We start from the raw sequence: 18771 nt of genomic DNA, 5'->3' as shown, positions 1-18771 counted from the left end.
ATCATGCTACTCCAAGAACATGATGTAAAAGACGGTTTTAATTATACTTCAAGTTTTCTAAAGCTTTAACAATATGTTTTTCCAGGGCAGGGGCCAACGTTCTAGAATAGGTGGCTGTGATATGGTGATAATCACGATACACTAATACATTTCCAATAACAGGTTTACAAGTATCATCATCACAGAAATATTCCGACATATCGGCAAAAATTACATTGTCCGGTATATTCTCGGTGTTTTCCCATGGAGGAATTGCGGATAAGGCATTTTTTCTCTGTACTGTACAGTTATCCGGATTTTTTTCTACGCACAAAAGAGGGTCCTCATTCATTCTTGGATTATCACGGAGCGCAAACACCGTAGTAATTCCTTCAAACTCTTCCCACTTACTGAGGTATCCAGCCGGGATTGTATCACCACTATTGACGTTTGCTGTGGTAAATAGTAAATCGGGTGGATCGGAAAGTAAAGGTTCCATCACATCGACATTCCACTCCATACAAGATTTTGACAGCATGCCATTAAAATCGTCACTCGAAAACCTACACGCGTCTTTATTATATAAATCAATTTTCAAGTTCTGTATTTCAGACACAATTTTCAAGGCGGGAAGCCAGTGGCCAGAATGGGAGCCACCTACAAGTGCAATCGTATATTCCGGATTGTCTAATTCACCGTATGAACATTTCTCTACTCCTTTTTCAGTACGACTGCTGAAACAATCACTTTCATCGTAGAACATTGGAACATCCATTTTAGCATTAATTGGATTGGGGATTGGTTCAATATCAGGGCTTGCCTTAATGTTGTCAGAAATGGTGCGTGCACCTGGATAATCTTCAAGGATTTGTTCTACATTTGACTCTATACCAGCGTTCACCTTAATACTTTTAGAATTAAGGTTCTCACCATGAGGCTGATCCACATAAATTCCCCAAGATGTGCTTACCAAGATTACTGGGAGCATGAATGTTGCCATAATTCCAGCAAGCTTAATTTTTGATTGCTTAACACTAATTTTCCTTACTGGTGCTTCAAGAACTTTAACCGAAACAAGTGATAAAGCGAACGCGCCTAACAAAATAGCCAGCCCGCCTTGATAAGTTACCGTGTCCGTGCCAAAATACGTGTAATAGAAAATCAATATCGGCCAGTGCCATAAATAAAAGCCGTAAGAAATACTTCCTAAGTATAAAAACGGTCTGGAACCTAATAGTTTCTCTACTCCAAAACGGCTACCATTCTCCGCAGCAAGGATTACTAACATCACACCTGTAGTTGGCAATAACGCAGCATATCCAGGAAAAACATTGGATACAGGCAATAGAATACCAGTAAAACAAATGACGGCCAAACCGAACCATCCTATAACAAAACTAATAGACTTATTAAACTTCAAATATGGAATCAATAGCGCCAAAATCCCACCTAAGCTAAACTCCCACACTCGCGCAAACGTATCAAAATACGCCCAGGGCTGATTTGCTGAGGTAATATAAATTGAATACCCAAGAGAAACGGTAAAAATGATGCTTAGCACAGTCAATAAAGTCTTTCGCACAGGAAGTTTAAATATTTTCCTTGCTACAAAATAGGCCAACATAATGATTAGCGGCCATGTAACATAAAATTGACCTTGAATTGACAAAGCCCAGAAGTGCTGGAACGGACTGGCAACATTGTCTTTAGCCAGATAATCAACAGCAGTGTTCGCCAACTGCCAATTTTGATAATAAAATGCCGAAGAAAAGATTTCAGGAATGGTTTGTTTCCAAGCCGTTACCGGCAAGATTAGAATAGAAAATATGGTTGTAAACAAAAGTACTGTAAAGGCGATAGGAAATAATCTTCTAGACAACCCTAACAAATATTCAAAAAGATTGATTCTTCCTTCCCTCTCTATTTTTGACAATAAAGAAGTTGTGATTAAGTACCCGGACACAATAAAAAAAACATCTACTCCGCCTGAAACGGACCCTATCCAAATGTGATATATTGCGACTAATAACGCGGCAACAGCTCTTACCCCCTCTATTTCAGGACGAAACTTCTTTTCTGGTACTCTTAAATCAACCAACTATTACACCTCAATTTCAATTCATTCCTTTAATCAAATTCCTTTGACTTAAAAACAACAATATCTATCAAGCTTTCCATTCTAGTTAATAATTTCTAAATTTATTTAACATTACCAGAATGCAACGTTCAACTCTATTTGTCAAGTTGCCCCATTATTGTTAATTGGATTTCCCCACTCTATTTCATGACAAGTTTCAGTACTTCACCTTATAAAACACAAAAAAGGGACCTAACGTAAATTTTAAATTTACGTTAGGTCCTTAATTGGTGATATTAAGTATAAAAAATATGATTTATTTTTTCTCTACCTTTTTTAGAGTTACATCACTTCACTGTCACTTCTCATCAACATTCTTTTTCATAGTTATCAAGCAATGCACGCACTTCATCTGTTGATTTCGTGTTCATCAATTGATTTCTTAATTCACCGGCTCCACTGAATCCTTTGACATAAATTTTGAAAAAGCGATGAAGGCCTGTGATTGAACGTGGCAGTGCTTCCGCATATTGATCTTGAAGATCAAGCTGCAGTCTTAAAAGATCAAGGTATTCTTTAGTGCTATGCTCTTTTGGCTCTTTTTCAAAAGCAAAAGGATTTTTAAAAATACCTCGCCCGATCATAACGCCATCAATACCATATTGTTCAGCAAGCTGCAGCCCAGTTTGACGATCAGGAATGTCTCCATTGATTGTTAGCAGCGTATTTGGTGCGATACGGTCACGTAATTTTTTGATTTCCGGAATTAGCTCCCAATGCGCATCTACTTTGGTCATTTCCTTTCTTGTACGTAAATGAATAGAAAGGTTCGCAATATCCTGTTTTAAAATATGCGTTAGCCACTCCTCCCACTCATTTACATCGTTATAGCCAAGTCGAGTTTTCACGCTGACAGGTAGTCCTCCTGCTTTTGCTGCTTGAATAAGTTCTGCCGTAACATCTGGACGAAGAATAAGGCCACTACCTTTCCCTCTCGTTGCCACATTCGGTACAGGGCAGCCCATATTAATATCGATGCCTTTATATCCTAGCTCTGCCATGCCAATACTCATTTGACGGAAATATTCAGGATTATCTCCCCAAATATGTGCCACCATTGGCTGTTCATCTTCAGTAAAAATCAACCGGCCACGCAAACTTTTAATGCCCTCTGGATGACAATAGCTATCCGAGTTTGTAAACTCTGTAAAAAATACATCCGGTCGACCGGCTTTACTTACTACTTGCCGAAAAACAACATCTGTCACATCTTCCATTGGTGCAAGCACAAAAAATGGTCGTGGTAAATCACGCCAAAAATTATCTATCATTTCAAACTCAAATCCTCTCACTATGGATACAACTTCAAACTCTCGGTCAAAAAATATATATAACCAAGTGTTCCACTTCTTTTACACTTTTATCATGCTTAATAATTTATTAACAAACTCAAGTACATTTGGACACTTATACTTTGTGAAAAACTATTGTGAAAATCGACAATGTTTATTTTAACGGAAATTTGTCCTGAATGGTATTTTTAAAACAAAAAAGTAGATGGTATAGATTTTCTATATCAACTGCGTTTCAATTATACCAACTCCAACCACGTGATCGCTTCACAATGTGTGGAGTGTAATTGACAACATAAAAGGCTGTTGATGGGTTTATCATCATTCTTTGAAATTTTTTAAAACAAGTACTTGTTCATTACGCTTTACATAAATATTTTACAATCCAAACAACAATAAATGTGAAAGAAAAGGCCTCCCAACAGTTTAGTAAACTGATGAAAGACCTTCTCTAAAAGTGGTCATATGCAATTTTTTAAACAAATAAGTGGTCATCAATGATAGGTTGACTCCCAAAACCCTTATTTAATCAAGGATTTTTTCTCACTTATTACATCATGCCGCCCATTCCACCCATGTCAGGCATTCCGCCGCCGCCTGCATTTTTGTCTGGAATTTCTGCAACTACTGCTTCAGTAGTTAATAACATAGCTGCTACAGATGCTGCGTTTTGAAGTGCAGAACGAGTAACTTTAGTTGGATCCACGATGCCCGCTTCCATCATGTTCACCCATTCACCGTTTGCTGCGTTGAAACCGATACCGATTTCTTCGCGTTTCAAGCGGTCAACAATGATTGAACCTTCAAGACCTGCGTTGTTTGCGATTTGACGAACTGGCTCTTCAAGTGCACGAAGTACAATTTTCACGCCAGTTGCAACGTCGCCAGTTTCAGCAGCCGCTACTTCTGCTACTTTTTTGTAAACGTTCACTAGTGCAGTACCACCACCAGAAACGATTCCTTCTTCAACTGCTGCGCGAGTTGAGTTTAAAGCATCTTCAATACGAAGTTTACGCTCTTTAAGCTCAGTTTCAGTTGCTGCACCGACTTTAATCACGGCAACACCACCTGAAAGTTTAGCTAAACGCTCTTGTAATTTTTCTTTATCAAATTCAGAAGTTGTTTCTTCTAATTGAGCACGGATTTGGCTTACACGACCCGTGATTTTTTCTGGATGACCAGCACCTTCAACAATAGTGGTGTTGTCTTTTGTTACAACCACTTTCACTGCACGGCCTAGTTGTGAGATATTAGCAGTCTTTAACTCTAAACCAAGTTCTTCTGTGATAACTTCAGCACCTGTTAGAACAGCGATATCTTCAAGCATTGCTTTACGACGGTCACCGAATCCAGGAGCTTTAACTGCTACCGCGTTAAATGTTCCACGTAATTTGTTTACAACTAATGTCGCTAACGCTTCGCCTTCAACGTCTTCAGCGATGATGATCAATGGTTTGCCTTCTTGTACCACTTGCTCTAGTACTGGAAGGATTTCTTGAATGCTTGTAATTTTTTTGTCTGTGATTAAGATATATGGATTTTCTAAAACAGCTTCCATTTTTTCTGAATCAGTAACCATGTAAGGAGATGCGTATCCACGATCGAATTGCATTCCTTCAACTACATCAAGTTCAGTTGTAAAGCCTTTTGATTCTTCAATCGTGATAACTCCGTCGTTTCCAACGCGCTCCATCGCTTCAGCAATCAATTGGCCTACTTCTTCATCGCCAGAAGAAATCGATGCTACTTGTGCAATTGATTCTTTGCCTTCGATTTCTTTTGAAATTTCTTTAAGTCCAGTAATTGCTGCTGCAACCGCTTTTTCGATTCCTTTACGGATTCCGACTGGGTTTGCGCCAGCTGTTACGTTTTTTAAACCTTCACGAATCATTGCTTGCGCAAGAACCGTTGCAGTTGTTGTTCCGTCACCAGCGATATCATTCGTTTTAGAGGCAACTTCAGCTACTAGCTTAGCACCCATGTTTTCAAATGCATCTTCTAGCTCGATTTCTTTAGCAATCGTTACACCATCATTTGTAATAAGTGGTGAACCGAATTTTTTCTCAAGAACAACGTTACGTCCTTTTGGTCCAAGCGTTACTTTAACAGCGTCCGCTAATTTATCTACACCACGAAGCATTGCGCTACGTGCGTCTTCGCTAAATTTAATTTCTTTTGCCATTTTTGTAATCCTCCTAATGAGTTAAATGAAGTTATTAATATTAGCCAATAATAGCTAAAATATCGCTTTCGCGTAAAATTAAAAATTCGTTACCTTCAAATTTCACTTCAGTACCTGAGTATTTAGAGAAGATGATTTTGTCTCCCGCTTTCACATCTAGCTCTACACGCGCGCCGTTTTCAAGTACACGACCAGTCCCAACAGCAATTACTTTCCCTTCCTGTGGCTTCTCTTTAGCAGAGTCTGGAATGACAATGCCGAATGCTGATTTTTCTTCAGACTCGACTAATTCAATTACGATACGATCGCCTAATGGTTTTAACAAGTGAAAACAACCTCCCTGAAATGGTAGTAAATTAATTTATTAGCACTCTCAGTCTATGAGTGCTAACACAGTTCTTATATTAATGAATCGTCTCCACTTTTGCAAGTAGGAACATCGAAATTTCTGTATTCTTTGCGAGCCGCATTAAAAAACAATACAATAAGAAAAGAACATCTTTTGATGAAAGGACTTTATTTGTGAAAAAATACAATACAGCGTTTTATTTAATCTTAATTTATGTAATCATGCAATTGTCAGGAATAGTGTTTGCACCTCTTATCTTTGACTTATTAATGAAACAAGACGGAATGGAAATACAACAAGCTAAACTTATGGCAAGTGGTTGGTGGGTATTCATAAGCATGGCTGTGGCAACTCTAATAAGTGTTTTCATTATCCGAAAAAACAAATCTTTTTTAAACAATTTAAAAGGCAAGCAAAGTTCAATTGGTGCTTCGATTGGTTGGGGTGTTGTCGGATTTTTCATGGTGTTGTTTGGTCAAGCACTTGCAGCATTTATTGAAAATGCACTTGGTATAGATCCTGGTTCTGAAAATACAGCTGCTTTTATTAAAATTGCAGATGCCGCACCTGTCGCTATATTATCAATTGCGATATTTGCTCCTATTCTAGAGGAACTAATTTTTAGACGCGTAATTTTTGGATCACTTGTCCAAAAGACCAACTTCTTTATTGCGGGGGCTGTTAGTGCGATTGTCTTTGCTATTATCCATTTTGACTTTACCCATATCCTACTGTATGCAGTATCAGGATTCATATTCGCTTTCTTGTATTACAAAACAAGACGTATTATGACTTCAATTATTTCACACATGTTATTAAATGGATTTGTCGTATTGGTCCAATTAAATGCAGATAATATTGAACGTTATCAAAAATATTTAGAAACTTTATCTAACTCACAATAAAATGTTTGACGAAATTGAACACCAGTTTCAAAATATAAGAATTTCTCCCGATGTAGTAATCATTGGGAGATTTTTTTATTGTTTATAAATTTATTGTCAGTCAATTAATATGTCCTCCCTCAACCTTTTACAACACTTGCTTGCTATACAAAAAAAGCCCTCCACCGTTTAATCCAGTGGAAAGCTTTCATTATGTTACTTCTTCATGTTATCGATGAGCGCTTGTTGTTCTTCACGTTGACGCCTTTGTTCTGATTTCAAATACTTTTTATAGCCAATTCGGGAAACCATGACACTAATCTCATACAATATGAATAACGGCAAAGTTACTAACAAATGCGAGAAAATGTCTGGTGGTGTGATAAAGGCTGCAATGACAAATAATACGAAGTATGCATACTTTCTTACTTTCACCATCATCATGGGTGTAACCATTCCAAGACGTGTTAAGAATAACAACACGATTGGTAATTGAAAAATAATCCCGAAAGGTACTGTGATTTGAAATAAGAAAGTAAAATACTCATTTATCCCAATAACTTGGTTAATATCTAAATCTGTTGATAATAGTATCATGAAATTAATGACATAAGGAAATAACACTTTGTAGGAAAAGAGAATACCACCTACAAATAAGAAAAACGTAAATGGAATATAACTAAGTGTCGCTTTGCGTTCTGTTTCGTGTAATCCCGGGCTAACAAAGCTCCATAATTGATACAAGATGACGGGTGATGTAATCACCATCGCGATAAACATGATAACTTTTAAATAAATCATAATTGGATCGGTAATGGTGAATGCGTTTAACGTTAATGATTTTGCTTCTTCACTATACTGTAAAAAGTGTATTAAAGGCTTGGCTAAAAAAAAGCTTCCAAGCACTGCAATAACAAAGAAAACGACGGTAATCATCAGTCGTTTTCTTATTTCATCTATGTGTTCAATGAGTGTTAAATCTTTTTCATTCATTGGATTGGTCATCCTAACTTACTTCAGTTCATCATTTTGAACGTCTTTTTTCTTTTTATCAACTGAATCGTCATCATCTACTAACCCTTTTGTTGCATTTTTAAACTCACGTAAAGAAGAACCAAAAGCTTTACCAAGTTCAGGTAACTTTTTAGGACCAAACACAAGTAACGCGACAACACCGATAATAATAAAACTTAATGGACCTGGCATTGAAAATACCTCCTTATAGTGTGATTTAAGTTTAACGTATTTAGCATCTGTACGCTATTGCTTCTATGAACGAAGTGTGAACGTTTCTTCGTCTTTTTTTATGCTGTAGATTAGAGTTTGTAATTCGACAGACAGATCAATTGTGTGAATACGAATTGAATCAGGTACAGTCAATCTAACCGGAGTGAAATTGAGAATTCCTTTAACCGACGTTTTTATTAGACGGTCTGTTACTTCTTGAGCCGCACGAGATGGAACTGTTAAGATTACGAGTTCAATCCCATATTGTTGTATTTTTTCTTCTAACTTAGTTGGCTCAAAAACGGGGATATTACTCATCATCGTCCCATCTTCCGTTGCACTCGTATCAAAAGCCACAACAATTCGGGTGTTATGATTTTTGTGGAAATTATATTTTAGAAAAGCTGTACCTAAACTGCCTACACCAATTAATGCGACATTCGTCTCTTCGTCTTGGTCGAGCGTTTGACGGAAAAACTCAAGCAAGTGTTGGACTTCGTAGCCATAGCCTTTTTTACCTAATGCACCAAAATGCGAAAAATCACGACGAATTGTAGCAGAATCAATTTTCATCGCTTCACTAAGTTCTTGTGAAGAAACACGTTTCTTACCCGCGTTTGAGAAGTTTTGGATGAAACGATAATAAAGAGGTAATCTTTTTGATGTAGCTTGTGGAATTTTAAGCGGTTCTTGTTTCATGTTGTTCCTCCTGCACTCAAGCGAAATCGCTTTCATCTTACATTACTACGTGAGAGAAGTAAAGTTCAGTCGTTGCACGAGTCACGAGCATCCTTTACACTAAGTGAGAACTGAGGTGGAATATATGATTGTATTACAAGTGAATCAATTACATAAATCGTTTGGCATCGATGAAATCTTAAGTGGGGCCAAACTAGAAATAAATCATCGCGACCGTGTGGCTCTCGTTGGTCGAAACGGAGCTGGGAAGTCTACACTCCTTAAAATTATTGCAGGTGAAATGTCTTATGATTCTGGAGATATTATCATTCCAAAAGATACTAAAGTTGGCTATATGGAGCAACATGCTGGCATCGATTCAGATTTGTCGATTTGGGATGAGATGATGACCATTTTTGAGTATCACCATGTGGCTGAACTAAAATTACGCTCATTAGAACTTCAAATGGCAGATCCTACCGTATATGATGATGCGGATTCCTATGCACGCATCATGTCTGACTACGACTTATTACAAGTTGCCTTTAAGGACTCCGGTGGTTACCAATACGAAGCTGATACACGTGCTGTCTTACACGGGATGCAATTCTTCCCCGAAGAATACGATAAACCGATACAGTCGTTATCTGGTGGTCAAAAAACACGTTTGGCATTAGCCAAATTATTATTAACTAAACCAGATCTCCTCATTCTTGATGAACCGACTAACCATTTAGATATCGACACACTCAGTTGGTTAGAGCGTTATCTGCAAGGTTACCCTGGTGCCATATTAATCGTTTCTCATGACCGGTATTTCCTTGATCAAGTTGTGAACTTTGTTTACGAAGTATCTCGTCATAAAGTGAAACGCTTTGTGGGAAATTATAGCAAGTACTTGGATGAAAAGGCAAAAACGTATGAACGGGATATGAAAACTTTTGACCGTCAGCAAGCAGAAAAAGAGAAACTTGAAGATTTTGTACAACGTAATTTAGCGCGTGCTTCTACAACTAAAATGGCTCAGTCTCGTCGAAAAGTTTTGGAGAAAACGGACTGGATGGGTTCACCGAATGGTGATGAAAAATCTGCAAACTTTGGTTTTTCTATTGATCGCCAAAGTGGCAACGACGTATTAAAATTAGAAGAATTAACGGTAGGTTATTCTGGTAAGCCGGTGTCCAAAGATGTAGATCTTCGGATTTTTCGTGAAGACCGAATTGCTTTAGTCGGACCAAATGGTGTAGGGAAATCTACATTACTCAAAACAGTTGTTAAAGATATTCCCCCTATTGCTGGATCAATTCATTACGGGACCAATGTTCAATTTGGTTACTATGATCAACAACAAGCTAAACTAACAGGTAATCGGTCCGTATTAAAGGAATTATGGGATGATTGGCCATTGATGAACGAAAAAGATGTTCGTAATGTTTTGGGTCGTTTCCTATTCAGTGGTGATGATGTGACCAAAACAATTTCCTCTTTATCGGGTGGCGAAAAAGCCAGAGTCGCTTTAGCTAAACTCATGATGTTAAAAGCAAACACTCTTATTCTCGATGAACCGACTAACCACTTAGATCTTGATAGTAAAGAAGTGCTCGAAAACGCATTAATTGATTACCCAGGAACTATACTTTTCGTCTCACATGATCGCTATTTTATTAACAGGATTGCTACTAAAGTCATTGAGTTATCAGGTGACGGGGCATTTGAATATTTAGGTGATTATGATTACTACGTGGAAAAGAAAAAAGAACTAGAAGAAATTCGTTTAGAACAAGCGGGTCCTCAAGAAGTAGGAGCTGCGACCACGAAGCAATCCACTTCGACCATTGATAAAGAGGCGAAAAAAAGGGAACGACAAATTTCAAGACGCTTAGAAGAATTAGAAGCTCAATTACAAACAATTGAAGTTAGCATTAGTGCTGTTGAGGAGAAATTGTGTGATCCAGCCATTTTCCAAGACCATGAGCAACTATTAATTCTTCAAAAAGAGCTTGAAGCTTTTAAAGAGGAACAAGAAGTGTTAATGATGGAATGGATGGAATTAGAAGAAGAATTAGAAATATTATAAATAATAGCGCATGTTTCAACATGCGCTATTTTCTTGCAATTCTTTGCCCATATATATAGGTCAAGTACAAATTTCGACATTTTTCTTTCCACATATTTATTCACAAACAAAAGCTTGATATATCAATCTATCAACAGACTTATCCACACTATCCACAGGTGATTTTTTTTTTATCTACAATTCAATATGAATAACCTACCACTATATATTGAATTCAACTAACTTATGCACAGGTTATCCACAAATTGTGCATAAGTACAGATGTTCTCTATTGACAGCGCCTTGTATTTTTGTTAAAAAAGAATCGATTCTCTTCAATGAGAGAATCGATTCTTGTTAATTCCAGTCGAATAAAGGCATACCTGGTTTTCCGTTCATGGACATCGAGCTTTTATGTCCTTTTTCGAACATAACTGAACCCGCTGCTGCAATCATCGCAGCATTATCTGTACATAAAAACAGAGGAGGGACAGTAAATGTGATGCCTTCTTTAGAAAAGGTATCTTTTAACGATTTTCGTAATCCTTTGTTTGCAGAAACACCGCCTGCAGCAATCACATGTTTCACCTTAAATTCTCTAGCAGCGCGTAATGTTTTACCAGTGAGTACTTCTACCACACTTGCTTGGAAACCTGCAGCTACGGCTTGTGGATTAACCACTTCTCCTCGCTGCTCGGCATTATGCATATAATTTATTACTGAGGATTTAAGTCCACTAAAGCTAAAGTCATAGGAGTCTTGTTCTAACCAAATCCGCGGAAATACAAGTGCTTCTCCGCCTTCATGTGCCAGTCGGTCAATATGAGGTCCACCTGGATAGGGTAGTTTTAATACTCTAGCTACTTTGTCATACGCCTCTCCTGCCGCGTCATCACGTGTTTCTCCAATTAACTCAAATGAACCATGATTTCGCATCAAGACAATTTCCGTGTGTCCACCTGAAACAACAAGAGCTAGTAAAGGGAATTGCATCGGTTCTACTAACTGGTTCGCGTAAATATGTCCTGCTATATGATGAACGCCAACAAGAGGCAATCCATTAGCGAACGCAAATGCCTTCGCTGCGTTAATACCTATTAATAGTGCCCCTACAAGCCCTGGACCCTCTGTAACTGCAACTGCATCTATGTCACTTGGTTGCATGTTTGCTTGCTTGAGTGCTTCTTCAATGACAATGGTCACTTGCTCTACATGATGACGAGAAGCGATTTCAGGAACGACTCCACCGAAGCGTTTATGACTTTCAATTTGTGATGCTACAACATTGGATACAATTTCTCTTCCGTTACGGACGATGGATGCAGCAGTCTCATCACAACTCGTCTCAATACCTAATATGATTTGATCTTTCATCATTTAAATTTCACCCACATTACCAGGGCATTCTCTTGGTTATCAGTATAATAACCTTTTCGAATACCACCATTTTGAAAATCTAATTTACGATACAAATTTTGTGCAACCGTATTACTGACTCGTGCTTCTAATGTCATCAGAACAACTCCAGACTCTTTAGAAACTCGGATTGCCTCACGCATAAGTCCTTCTCCAATCCCTTGGCCCTTAAGTTGTTCAGTCACTGCTACATTAGTAATATGACTTTCATCTACCACTATCCACATTCCACAGAAACCTACAATTTTTCCTTCACTATTTTCAGCGACAACATAATAAGCATGCAAGTTAGTTGTCATTTCTTGAACAAATGCATCTCGTGTCCATGGTAGACTAAATGCTTCTTGTTCAATCTTTAAGACTCCATCAATATCTGCTTCCGTCATTTTACGGTAAGTAATCATATCATCCATTTGTTTCTCCAGCCTTTTGTTCTGCACGCCAATTCGTTTCAGCTTCGGTAATTCGTTTATAATCGGGTACAAAGTGATGCGTTTCTTCTATTGAAGGTAGTGGTGTCTTCAATGCTTGCTCAATCACAATTGAAGCTTTTGGTAAATCTAAATGAAACGGTGCGCGAATAGCACGTTTACCTAGAACTTGTTGTATTGTGTCCCAATGAATTGAAACATCTCTCCCAACAAACAATATATCTTCTTCTATAGCTGCCAACTTTTCTAAAACAGTCTCCAGGGAATAGTGACCATCTGCTAAGTAAGATTCTAAATCATTTGTATAAATCGCTGAAAATACATTCTGACGGCGAGCATCCATAATAGGGCAAATAAGTCCTTTGAATAGCGTTCCATTCCCTGCAAGGGTTTGAAGACTTGATACCCCCACTAATGGAATCTTTAGTGTCCAAGCCAGAGTTTTAGCAATAGTCACACCAATTCGAACACCTGTGTATGAGCCAGGGCCTTCAGCTACTGCTATTGCATCAATTTCATTCGGTTTTATATTTGCTTGGTTTAAAACTTCTTCAACAGCTGGCATTGCCCCTACAGAGTGTGTTACTTTTACCGAGCTTGTCCATTCAACCAATAGCTGATCATCTTTAACAATCGCGATTGATAATGGCATATTCGATGTATCAATTCCTAACCAAATCATTCAAATAGCTCCTTACATAATCGCTCATAACGTTCACCCTTTGGGGTAACTTCAAAACGTCTAGCAAATTCATCTTCGTAGAATACTTCAATTTGTAATCGATCATTTGGCAAATCATATTCAATCAATTTTGCCCACTCAATTACAGTTACCGCATCTCCATAAAAAAGTTCATCCCATCCTAAATCCTCTTCACTGCCTGCAAGACGATATACATCTAAATGATTGAATGGCAATCTACCTTCATATTGTTTCAATATCGTAAAGGTCGGGCTATTCACATTACGTTCTATCCCTAAACCTTTTGCAAAGCTTTTTGTAAAAGTTGTCTTTCCTGCACCAAGATCTCCTTCTAGCGTAATAACATCTTGTGCTTGAACAAGCGAGCCTAATCGCTGCCCAAATTGTTCAGTTTCTTCAAGAGATGATACTTGTTTAATATATGTCATATAATGATTACCTCACACATGTTTTCTCTAGTGTACCGAATTCATAACAATTCTTCACTTTATTTGCACAAAAAAACCCACATAGAAAGTTTCCTTTCATTGCGGATTGATAATTTAGATAAATGGCGGTCCCGACCGGGATCGAACCGGCGATCTCCTGCGTGACAGGCAGGCATGTTAACCGCTACACCACGGGACCACATGTTATTTAACGACAAGATTTATTATATCATTGAAAATAATAATAAACAATAGTAATTTGAAAAATAGTTTTAAGATTTTATAATATGAGTTTTAGTGTAGTAATTAGGTTGCGGATTTGGTGGGTATTAACGAAGTAATGATAACTGAAACCATCTTTCTTACTAGTATACCTATCACTAATTTATAGTTTCCTATTATTTGCACAGACCAAATATACTAACTACCTCTTGCCCTTTCTCCAAAAGATAATTGACACAATAAGCAATACAATGAAAATTAAAGCTATGAATGTCCATATATTTTCGTCTCCATTGAAATAATAAGCAGCCGAGAGAAAAGTTAGAAAAGTGAGAAGTATTGATATCCAAGACCTGTTAAAAAAACCATACAAAAACGAAATAAATGAACCTACAAATGAAATTTGCCACATGAAAATAATCCAATTAAATGTTTCTATTATTTTCACCCCTATACATCTTATTATCTACATCAGCTTAAAATTCCTTAACGCTTTGTTAAGGAATGTCCAATACAAATGTTATGTAGGATGTATGCATTGCATGGAAGATTAAGAGAAATATGCTACAGCAAATAGAGGTGTCACTTCATCAATTCTACTAATTCATATACAGATCGAATTCACGGAGTAATTAGCAAGTATTTCAAGAGATTGAGGGATTATCTTTCACTAAACAAAAAGAAATATATTCTGAGCCATTTTGAAAAGTAAATGGAGAAAGTTGTTGAATTTCGACATTTCCCGGGAAATATGTCGAAACTTACGAATTTAGAGGATTTGGTTTTTGAAAGTTACTTTCATTGAGAATTATTTATTCCTAAAACTGGGAAGCAAACTTGGGAATACCACTCCGATAAATCGAGAATTTCATTCATACCTTCACACAAAGTAATATGCCATGTAGCGACAACTAAATGGATCTTTAATTAAGAGTTTCCATTTCGCAAAAGACTGAAAGCTATCCGGTAATCTTAAACGATTTGCATGGAGCAGTTAAAGAAAGAAAATTGGCTTCCAATAGTCAATTTGGTTCAAGAGACGGTTTTTCATATCAGAAAGTGTTGGTATTCATAGGAAGGAGACTTGTTAGTCAAGACAACTGTTGTATAAATCTAATGATTTTCGTCACTTCCCAGGTCTTCCCGCAAGCTATATGCTCCAAGTCTCATTTCTCGCTCATCTTCTATTAACACTCAAAATAAATCATGCAAAAAACCGATACCAGCCCTGTCAGACAGGGAAACCTTAAAGTTTACTTAAAAAGTTAACTTTCGTGTGTGGATGATTGATTTTCCTACCTTATTTAGTAGTTGATAAAGATTTAATCGGCTTGGATAGGGTTTTATTCGGCTTCGGGAAGGTTTTATTCCGCTTCACCAGAGATTTAATCGGCTTCGTGACTCGTTTAATCGGCTAGAACCGGTTTTTATTCCGCTTCGCCCAATTTTATCCATTTAACATCTTCTCAAGGGACCAATCCAGGAGGAATAACTGGTTGATTTTCGCTACGCTGCTTATTAGGGAACGAAAACATCAGAAAGTGTTGGTTTCATAGTCAAGGTGACTTGTTAGTTGAGAAAATAGGTAAATACATCTAATGAATTTTCGTCACAACGTAGGTTATTCCGTTTGCTATATGCTCCAGGTTTCAATCCTTATCTCCCTGAACTTCTTGTTTAACCCGTTTCTCGCTCATCTTCTATTAACACTCGAAATAAACCACACAAAAAAACCGATACCCTTTTACAGGTAACGGTTTCTTATTTGCCTAGCGACGTCCTACTCTCACAGGGGGAGACCCCCAACTACCATCGGCGCTAAAGAGCTTAACTTCCGTGTTCGGGATGGGAACGGGTGTGACCTCTTTGCCATTATCACTAGACTAATGAGTGCTTGTTCACTCAAAACTGGATAAACGAGCCATTGAAAGCTATTCAATCTTTATTTGGTTAAGTCCTCGATCGATTAGTATTCGTCAGCTGCACACGTCGCCGTGCTTCCACCTCGAACCTATCTACCTCATCGTCTTTGAGGGATCTTACTTGCTTGCGCAATGGGAAATCTCATCTCGAGGGGGGCTTCATGCTTAGATGCTTTCAGCACTTATCCCGTCCACACATAGCTACCCAGCGATGCTCTTGGCAGAACAACTGGTACACCAGCGGTGTGTCCATCCCGGTCCTCTCGTACTAAGGACAGCTCCTCTCAAATTTCCTACGCCCACGACGGATAGGGACCGAACTGTCTCACGACGTTCTGAACCCAGCTCGCGTACCGCTTTAATGGGCGAACAGCCCAACCCTTGGGACCGACTACAGCCCCAGGATGCGATGAGCCGACATCGAGGTGCCAAACCTCCCCGTCGATGTGGACTCTTGGGGGAGATAAGCCTGTTATCCCCGGGGTAGCTTTTATCCGTTGAGCGATGGCCCTTCCATGCGGAACCACCGGATCACTAAGCCCGTCTTTCGACCCTGCTCGACTTGTAGGTCTCGCAGTCAAGCTCCCTTATGCCTTTACACTCTACGAATGATTTCCAACCATTCTGAGGGAACCTTTGGGCGCCTCCGTTACACTTTAGGAGGCGACCGCCCCAGTCAAACTGCCCGCCTGACACTGTCTCCTGCCCCGATAAGGGGCAAGGGTTAGAAGTTCAACACAACCAGGGTAGTATCCCACTGACGCCTCCTCCGAAGCTGGCGCTCCGGAATCTCAGGCTCCTACCTATCCTGTACAAGTTGTGCCAAAATTCAATATCAGGCTACAGTAAAGCTCCACGGGGTCTTTCCGTCCTGTCGCGGGTAACCTGCATCTTCACAGGTACTATAATTTCACCGAGTCTCTCGTTGAGACAGTGCCCAGATCGTTACGCCTTTCGTGCGGGTCGGAACTTACCCGACAAGGAATTTCGCTACCTTAGGACCGTTATAGTTACGGCCGCCGTTTACTGGGGCTTCAATTCGCACCTTCGCTTGCGCTAAGCACTCCTCTTAACCTTCCAGCACCGGGCAGGCGTCAGCCCCTATACGTCACCTTACGGTTTTGCAGAGACCTGTGTTTTTGCTAAACAGTCGCCTGGGCCTATTCACTGCGGCTCTCTCAGGCTTTAACACCCTAATAGAGCACCCCTTCTCCCGAAGTTACGGGGTCATTTTGCCGAGTTCCTTAACGAGAGTTCTCTCGCTCACCTTAGGATTCTCTCCTCGACTACCTGTGTCGGTTTGCGGTACGGGCACCTTCCACCTCGTTAGAGGCTTTTCTTGGCAGTGTGAAATCAGGAACTCAGACCTTACGGTCCTTGTCATTACAGCTCAACGTTATAGGAACGGGATTTGCCTCATTCCACGCCTCACTGCTTGAACGCGCATAACCAACAGCGCGCTTACCCTATCCTTCTGCGTCCCCCCATTACTCAAACGGTGGAGTGGTGGTACAGGAATATCAACCTGTTGTCCATCGTCTACGCCTATCGGCCTCGACTTAGGTCCCGACTAACCCTGAGCGGACGAGCCTACCTCAGGAAACCTTAGTCATTCGGTGGACGGGATTCTCACCCGTCTTTCGTTACTCATACCGGCATTCTCACTTCTAAGCGCTCCACCAGTCCTTCCGGTCTAGCTTCAACGCCCTTAGAACGCTCTCCTACCATTGACACCTAAGTGTCAATCCACAGCTTCGGTGAATTGTTTAGCCCCGATACATTTTCGGCGCAGCGTCACTCGACCAGTGAGCTATTACGCACTCTTTAAATGATGGCTGCTTCTAAGCCAACATCCTGGTTGTCTAAGCAACGCCACATCCTTTTCCACTTAACAATTACTTTGGGACCTTAGCTGGTGGTCTGGGCTGTTTCCCTCTTGACTACGGATCTTATCACTCGCAGTCTGACTCCCAATTATAAATCTCTGGCATTCGGAGTTTGTCTGAATTCGGTAACCCGGGATGGGCCCCTAGTCCAAACAGTGCTCTACCTCCAGGATTCTAAAATTGAGGCTAGCCCTAAAGCTATTTCGGAGAGAACCAGCTATCTCCAGGTTCGATTGGAATTTCTCCGCTACCCACACCTCATCCCCGCACTTTTCAACGTGCGTGGGTTCGGGCCTCCAGTAAGTGTTACCTTACCTTCACCCTGGACATGGGTAGATCACCTGGTTTCGGGTCTACAACTACATACTCTATCGCCCTATTCAGACTCGCTTTCGCTGCGGCTCCGCCTTATCAGCTTAACCTTGCATGTAATCGTAACTCGCCGGTTCATTCTACAAAAGGCACGCTATCACCCATTAACGGGCTCTAACTACTTGTAGGCACACGGTTTCAGGATCTATTTCACTCCCCTTCCGGGGTGCTTTTCACCTTTCCCTCACGGTACTGGTTCACTATCGGTCACTAGGGAGTATTTAGCCTTGGGAGATGGTCCTCCCAGATTCCGACGGAATTTCACGTGTTCCGCCGTACTCAGGATCCACTCAGGAGAGAACGAAATTTCGACTACAGGGCTTTTACCTGCTATGGCGGACCTTTCCAGATCGCTTCGTCTACCTCGTTCCTTTGTAACTCCGTATTGAGTGTCCTACAACCCCAAGAAGCAAGCTTCTTGGTTTGGGCTCTTCCCGTTTCGCTCGCCGCTACTCAGGGAATCGATATTTCTTTCTCTTCCTCCAGGTACTTAGATGTTTCAGTTCCCTGGGTGTGCCACGGATACGCTATGTATTCACGTAAACGTACTGTTCGATTAAAAACAGTGGGTTTCCCCATTCGGAAATCTCCGGATCAAAGCTTACTT

General features: G+C 39.8%; 13 protein-coding genes, 1 tRNA gene and 2 rRNA genes (1 of these 16 cut by a window edge). 2 read left to right on the top strand and 14 right to left on the bottom strand.

All coding sequences use genetic code 11. The features are described 5' to 3' along the window. Nucleotides 1-37: 37 nt before the first annotated feature. The 4 genes from E2636_RS02375 to groES all read right to left on the bottom strand — a co-directional run bounded on the left by E2636_RS02375 (nt 38) and on the right by groES (nt 5915). Entirely contained in the window at nt 38-2077 is a 2040-nt protein-coding gene (locus tag E2636_RS02375) for an acyltransferase family protein (protein WP_134208660.1), read from the bottom strand. 347 nt (nt 2078-2424) lie between these two features. After that, nucleotides 2425-3387 (bottom strand): tRNA dihydrouridine synthase, encoded by a 963-nt coding sequence (locus E2636_RS02370; RefSeq protein ID WP_134208658.1) that lies wholly within the window; start codon nt 3385-3387, stop codon nt 2425-2427. 571 nt (nt 3388-3958) lie between these two features. Next, entirely contained in the window at nt 3959-5590 is a 1632-nt protein-coding gene (gene groL, locus E2636_RS02365; RefSeq protein WP_134208655.1) for a chaperonin GroEL, read from the bottom strand. A gap of 40 nt (nt 5591-5630) precedes the next feature. Beyond that, nucleotides 5631-5915 (bottom strand): co-chaperone GroES, encoded by a 285-nt coding sequence (gene groES, locus E2636_RS02360; RefSeq protein ID WP_017379542.1) that lies wholly within the window; start codon nt 5913-5915, stop codon nt 5631-5633. Between the two features lie 197 nt (nt 5916-6112). Here groES and E2636_RS02355 point away from each other — a divergent pair, with 197 nt between their 5' ends. Beyond that, entirely contained in the window at nt 6113-6844 is a 732-nt protein-coding gene (locus E2636_RS02355; RefSeq protein WP_134208653.1) for a CPBP family intramembrane glutamic endopeptidase, read from the top strand. A 195-nt stretch (nt 6845-7039) separates the two neighbouring features. Here the strand turns inward: E2636_RS02355 and tatC are convergent, their stop codons facing one another. The 3 genes from tatC to E2636_RS02340 form a co-directional block, all read right to left on the bottom strand. Next, complete coding sequence (gene tatC, locus E2636_RS02350) at nt 7040-7816, bottom strand: twin-arginine translocase subunit TatC (RefSeq protein WP_134208651.1); 777 nt, start codon at nt 7814-7816, stop codon at nt 7040-7042. Between the two features lie 18 nt (nt 7817-7834). Next, nucleotides 7835-8029 (bottom strand): twin-arginine translocase TatA/TatE family subunit, encoded by a 195-nt coding sequence (locus tag E2636_RS02345; RefSeq protein WP_134208648.1) that lies wholly within the window; start codon nt 8027-8029, stop codon nt 7835-7837. A 63-nt stretch (nt 8030-8092) separates the two neighbouring features. Next, on the bottom strand, nt 8093-8749 hold the full coding sequence (locus tag E2636_RS02340; RefSeq protein WP_134208646.1) for a redox-sensing transcriptional repressor Rex: 657 nt from the start codon (nt 8747-8749) through the stop codon (nt 8093-8095). Between the two features lie 124 nt (nt 8750-8873). Here E2636_RS02340 and E2636_RS02335 point away from each other — a divergent pair, with 124 nt between their 5' ends. Continuing rightward, nucleotides 8874-10805 (top strand): ABC-F family ATP-binding cassette domain-containing protein, encoded by a 1932-nt coding sequence (locus E2636_RS02335; protein ID WP_134208644.1) that lies wholly within the window; start codon nt 8874-8876, stop codon nt 10803-10805. A gap of 336 nt (nt 10806-11141) precedes the next feature. Here E2636_RS02335 and tsaD read toward each other — a convergent pair whose 3' ends face one another. The 7 genes from tsaD to E2636_RS02300 all read right to left on the bottom strand — a co-directional run. After that, on the bottom strand, nt 11142-12161 hold the full coding sequence (gene tsaD / locus E2636_RS02330; protein WP_134208642.1) for a tRNA (adenosine(37)-N6)-threonylcarbamoyltransferase complex transferase subunit TsaD: 1020 nt from the start codon (nt 12159-12161) through the stop codon (nt 11142-11144). Further along, on the bottom strand, nt 12158-12613 hold the full coding sequence (rimI, locus tag E2636_RS02325) for a ribosomal protein S18-alanine N-acetyltransferase (RefSeq protein ID WP_208324138.1): 456 nt from the start codon (nt 12611-12613) through the stop codon (nt 12158-12160). Before rimI ends, tsaD begins: the two co-directional genes overlap by 4 nt. Next, nucleotides 12606-13313, bottom strand: coding sequence for a tRNA (adenosine(37)-N6)-threonylcarbamoyltransferase complex dimerization subunit type 1 TsaB (gene tsaB / locus E2636_RS02320; RefSeq protein ID WP_134208640.1), 708 nt, complete (start codon nt 13311-13313; stop codon nt 12606-12608). Before tsaB ends, rimI begins: the two co-directional genes overlap by 8 nt. After that, a complete protein-coding gene (gene tsaE, locus E2636_RS02315) occupies nt 13310-13762 on the bottom strand; it encodes a tRNA (adenosine(37)-N6)-threonylcarbamoyltransferase complex ATPase subunit type 1 TsaE (protein ID WP_134208638.1) in 453 nt (150 codons plus the stop codon). Before tsaE ends, tsaB begins: the two co-directional genes overlap by 4 nt. Nucleotides 13763-13885: 123 nt before the next feature. Next, nucleotides 13886-13961: transfer RNA gene (locus tag E2636_RS02310), tRNA-Asp, on the bottom strand. Nucleotides 13962-15751: 1790 nt separating this feature from the next. Then, a 5S ribosomal RNA gene (gene rrf, locus E2636_RS02305) occupies nt 15752-15867 on the bottom strand. A 63-nt stretch (nt 15868-15930) separates the two neighbouring features. Next, a 23S ribosomal RNA gene (locus E2636_RS02300) occupies nt 15931-18771 on the bottom strand; it runs 89 nt beyond the window's last position.

Source organism: Paenisporosarcina antarctica (assembly GCF_004367585.1).
GTDB classification, from domain to species: Bacteria; Bacillota; Bacilli; order Bacillales_A; family Planococcaceae; genus Paenisporosarcina; species Paenisporosarcina antarctica.
The sequence above is the reverse complement of the archived record's forward strand: the minus strand, read 5'-3'. Positions and strand labels throughout refer to the sequence as shown.

What these genes read in the sequence shown, in the direction of transcription:
- E2636_RS02370 (WP_134208658.1), bottom strand. Translation starts at nt 3,387, where the DNA reads ATGATAGATAATTTTTGGCGTGATTTACCACGACCATTTTTTGTGCTT.
- groL (WP_134208655.1), bottom strand. Translation starts at nt 5,590, where the DNA reads ATGGCAAAAGAAATTAAATTTAGCGAAGACGCACGTAGCGCAATGCTT.
- tatC (WP_134208651.1), bottom strand. Translation starts at nt 7,816, where the DNA reads ATGAATGAAAAAGATTTAACACTCATTGAACACATAGATGAAATAAGA.
- E2636_RS02345 (WP_134208648.1), bottom strand. Translation starts at nt 8,029, where the DNA reads ATGCCAGGTCCATTAAGTTTTATTATTATCGGTGTTGTCGCGTTACTT.
- E2636_RS02340 (WP_134208646.1), bottom strand. Translation starts at nt 8,749, where the DNA reads ATGAAACAAGAACCGCTTAAAATTCCACAAGCTACATCAAAAAGATTA.
- E2636_RS02335 (WP_134208644.1), top strand. Translation starts at nt 8,874, where the DNA reads ATGATTGTATTACAAGTGAATCAATTACATAAATCGTTTGGCATCGAT.
- tsaD (WP_134208642.1), bottom strand. Translation starts at nt 12,161, where the DNA reads ATGATGAAAGATCAAATCATATTAGGTATTGAGACGAGTTGTGATGAG.
- rimI (WP_208324138.1), bottom strand. Translation starts at nt 12,613, where the DNA reads ATGGATGATATGATTACTTACCGTAAAATGACGGAAGCAGATATTGAT.
- tsaB (WP_134208640.1), bottom strand. Translation starts at nt 13,313, where the DNA reads ATGATTTGGTTAGGAATTGATACATCGAATATGCCATTATCAATCGCG.
- tsaE (WP_134208638.1), bottom strand. Translation starts at nt 13,762, where the DNA reads ATGACATATATTAAACAAGTATCATCTCTTGAAGAAACTGAACAATTT.